Raw genomic sequence first — 3,805 nt, forward strand, 5'->3', positions numbered from 1 at the left:
CGCCCCAAACGGCGGCCGCTTGACATAGGAGCAACGCTCAAGCACGGGCCACGCCGCCCAACCATTCCGGCCGAACATCTCCTTCGCAGCCCCGCGCTACAGTTCAGCCGTGAGCGACCAGCTGGTACTCGACCTCGAGAACGTGGAGCGGAATGCGGTGATCTCCCGGAACGGCCGTTACCGCTACGAGATGACCCGTCGCTGGGGGGATGGCCCGCTGCTGGAATGGGTGCTGCTGAACCCGTCTAAGGCGGACACGCAGGTGGATGATCCCTCGACCCGCAAGTGCTGCCAGTTCGCTAGCGATTGGGGATTCCACGGTATCCGGGTGACGAACCTGTTCGCGCTGCGCAGCCCGCACCCGGACCGGCTGCTGGTCGCCGACGATCCGGTAGGCCCGAGGAATCGCCGCTTCCTGGCGATAGAGCGCGGCCCGCTGACGGTGGTCGGCTGGGGTGTCCACCCGGTGGTGGCACTTAGGGCACATGCCATATCCGCCCTGGCCCGCCGCTCGGCCCTGATGTGCCTGGGCTATAACCACGACGGTTCGCCGAAGCACCCACTGTTCCTGCCCCGAGATGCGGGGCTGTGGCCGTGGCCCAAGCCCGACCCGGCCGAGAGGAGAGACTGAACGTGGCGAGCAGCCGATGCGTTCGGCTGCCGACGCCTGATCGCGTCAGGATAGCGTGTCGTCGCCGAACGTCGACCGCGGCCGTCGCCAGCGCGCGCTGACCGTCGTTATGTGCCGTCGCTGAAACTCGTTGCGGCACAACAGAATCGTTGCGAGGATGGGATAGGAACGCGTACGCCTACCGCGCCGGAGTCAGCAGACCACGAGATTGTTGCCGTCTTAGTGCACGTCGATGACGTGGTTGTGCCGGTTAGGCGGTGGGATGGAGCGTGAGCGTGTATGCCTACCTCCATGAGTCCGATGCGATCGCGCGGGCCCGCTCATACAGGGTCAACCTGCGCGGTTATGCCCCGTGGGACCACCTTGTGGTCGGCAAAGTCGCACTGACCGACGTGGGTTCCGTATCGGCCGCCGCCGATGATGCGCCAGGGCGGCGCCGAGGAGGAGTGGCAAGCACGGTACGGCACCATCGTCGAGCTGGGCATCCTCGCAGCCGAGCTAAATCACGTCACCGCCGCATCGTGCCGAGAATTGGAAACACGGTACGACGTCCCCGCCTGCGTCTACGTGGAGCGCGAACGGTGAAAACGAGGTCGGCCTGCCCGCCGCATCCCGGTTTCGCTGCCAGTTCGCCGGCGCGTCGTGCCCTGCGATTATCCGAGATGCCCTAATCCGATCAGGTAGTTTTGTCTCGGCGAGCGCGGTAGGGCGGGACACACGCGCGACACGGCCGAAACGAGCCAAACGGCCAGGTGAGGCGACCCGAAGTTACGATGATTACCATTACAGCCATGGGAGAGACTGGTCCTTTTGATGATCTCCCGTCGTTTGACCGGCCTCCGGTGGTCGAGGTCGCTGTCGGGGTTCATTTCCTCCAACTTCCTGGCTTGAACACGGTCAGCCTTGTTCGGCTTGTGGATGATTTGTGGCGTGACAGGTTTCCGCGGACCATCGAGCAACCTCTCTCGCCGCCGTTATCGCCGCCGGGAAGGGGCCCGATGCTGGCGTTCCAGTTGAAGGCCGGATCGCCGCCGATCCGACTTTGGTCGCTAACTGAAGATCAGTCGACCCTGATTCAAGTCCAGCATGATCGCCTGTTGTTGAACTGGCGCAAAGTCAAGGACGACGATCCTTACCCCCGATACAAGCGGCTCCGCGGCGATTTCGCTGAGGTGTGGCAAGAGTTCAGCACCTACGTCGACTACCGCGACGACTACGGGGTCTTGCAGCCAAGCGTTGCCGAAGTGAGCTTCTTCAACCGGGTGCCGATGGAGGGTGCGACCCAAATCCCCACGTTCGTCAACGCGTTGAATCCTCATTGGAAACTCACCGGTCAACTCGCGGCCGCGTATCAATTGGAGCGGGAGATAGCAGACGGCCCGGTAGTGGGTAACCAGAACATCGCGCTCAACTTCCGGCCCGAAAACGGACACATGCAGCTAGAGATATCCACGCGAATTGAGATTGATACTGCAACAGGTGAGGCGTCAGAGGTGATGAATTCCCTGGACGCCGCGCACCGCACTGGCGTTTTGACCTTCGATTCGGTGACCACAGAGAATGCACATTCCGCATGGGGGAGGCACGATGCAGGCAACGGCTGACCGGCCAACGTCGGGCACAATTGAAGCTCCTGTGGCGCCACGGTTCGCTCAGGATCAAGAAACACGCACGTGGGTTTTATCGGGGAACCCGCCGGCGATGCCGTCGCGGGCGGACGTCTTAAGGTATGCCCAGCGCGAGCTGGCAGGCCTTCGACGCCTGCCCAAAGGCTGGGATGGGGGCAAGGGGATTGCCTTGCGGCCCGGTCTAGCCACCCTGGCGCTATTACTTGTCGACCTGGTGACCGTTGACGACGGGCTGGCAACACCGCAGTTCTCCCCGCTACCGAACGGCGGCCTGTACGTCACCTGGCTAGTTGGTGGCGACAGGCTCGCGATAGAACTCGAGCCAGACGGAATGAGCGTCCGCGGCGTCTTGAGCGGTGGCTCTGAGGCGTTTAGTCGTGACTTCGAACCAAATCCCCGGACATTCCTTGAAAGTGAGCTTGAGGGTGCGATCAATGAGGCCCGGGGTTTCCTGCTGAAGATCAGCCCGCGAGTTCAGCATCAACTCTTCAAGTCGTGAAGCCAAATGACCCTTCAGTTGGCAATGATGAAGTGCTCTACCGGTACTCGCCGAGCATTCCGCATAAAAACTGGACAGTCGTCGACCAAGAGACGAAAGAAATTCATATTGCGCTCGCCGCGCTGAGCTGGGACGACGACGGAATCTCGTGCTACCGCGAGCCGATATTACATAAGCACGGATTGAGTTGGGTGGACATCAAACGTGAACCGAAGAACGGTGTGTTTTCGCTAGTCGTACAAGATGTTCGGAGTGAATTGTTGGGCGTGGCGTTCGACCCGTACCCCGACAACAGTGACGGTCATCTCCGCGACGCGGCACACACACACTGATCGTCGACTGCGGGCTACCGAAAAAGGAAAACAAGGCCGCCCGTGAACGTCTCGCGTTGGGCGCCAAGATAATTCACCACGGCAGCGACGAATCGGCGCCCTGATCCGAAGGCGCGATGGCCTCGGTGCCGCACACGGCGTAGGCTGGCGTACTTCGCTCCTGGCGGAGTTCCCGATAGGAACGCAGTTGAGCCGCACCGATAAAAACCAAACTGTTCTGGTCGGAGGACTACCAGTGAGGCTTCGCCTCTGACCGCCGAGCGTGGGCTCTGGTCAGGGGTGGGTGTTGCGGTCAGGCTGGGGTGATGGCTGAGACGGTGACGGTCAATGATGTGCTCGACGGGCATGTAGGCCTGGATCTGGAGTGCATGGATCGGATTTATCTGAATGGCTATGTGCCGAGTCTGCAGGTGAGCGGGCAGGTGGCGTCGTTTATGACCGCGCATCTTGGCTATCCGATCCCCTCGCCGGCAATCATGGACAAGATCGGTACCGCGTTCCGCAGGGCGGTGGATCGGTTCGCCGTCGACAACAAGATCCCGGTGGTGCGCTTCGGTAAGGACGATCGCAAGATCGATCGGATGCGGCCGTATCTGGCGCGGCAGGCGGCGACCGGTCGGGCGGGGGTGGCCGCGATCGGGGTGGCGCAGGAGTTCGCGCCGGTGTTCCTGGCTACCAAGAAGGGCGCCGGCGCGGCGGTGTGGTTTTCGTTCAC

Annotated in this window: 5 protein-coding genes and 1 pseudogene; all 6 read left to right on the forward strand. The window is 62.0% G+C overall.

Annotated features, from left to right (window positions below; all coding sequences use genetic code 11):
• Positions 1-109: 109 nt before the first annotated feature.
• Positions 110-631 (forward strand): DUF1643 domain-containing protein, encoded by a 522-nt coding sequence (locus tag ACLP9N_RS00130; RefSeq protein WP_442405499.1) that lies wholly within the window; start codon positions 110-112, stop codon positions 629-631.
• Between the two features lie 417 nt (positions 632-1,048).
• Positions 1,049-1,216 carry a hypothetical protein gene (locus ACLP9N_RS00135; RefSeq protein WP_442405500.1) on the forward strand — a complete coding sequence of 56 codons (168 nt, stop codon included), beginning with the start codon at positions 1,049-1,051 and terminating at the stop codon, positions 1,214-1,216.
• A 188-nt stretch (positions 1,217-1,404) separates the two neighbouring features.
• Positions 1,405-2,235: a TIGR04255 family protein gene (locus ACLP9N_RS00140; RefSeq protein WP_442405501.1), complete on the forward strand. Its 831-nt coding sequence runs from the start codon at positions 1,405-1,407 to the stop codon at positions 2,233-2,235.
• A 97-nt stretch (positions 2,236-2,332) separates the two neighbouring features.
• A complete protein-coding gene (locus ACLP9N_RS00145; protein WP_442405502.1) occupies positions 2,333-2,758 on the forward strand; it encodes a hypothetical protein in 426 nt (141 codons plus the stop codon).
• Entirely contained in the window at positions 2,755-3,090 is a 336-nt protein-coding gene (locus tag ACLP9N_RS00150) for a hypothetical protein (RefSeq protein WP_442405503.1), read from the forward strand. The genes ACLP9N_RS00145 and ACLP9N_RS00150 overlap by 4 nt, the downstream gene beginning before the upstream one ends.
• Before the next feature lie 305 nt (positions 3,091-3,395).
• Positions 3,396-3,805: pseudogene (locus tag ACLP9N_RS00155) on the forward strand (hypothetical protein); the annotation flags it as partial.

Source organism: Mycobacterium sp. (assembly GCF_052144515.1).
Classification (GTDB): Bacteria; Actinomycetota; Actinomycetes; order Mycobacteriales; family Mycobacteriaceae; genus Mycobacterium.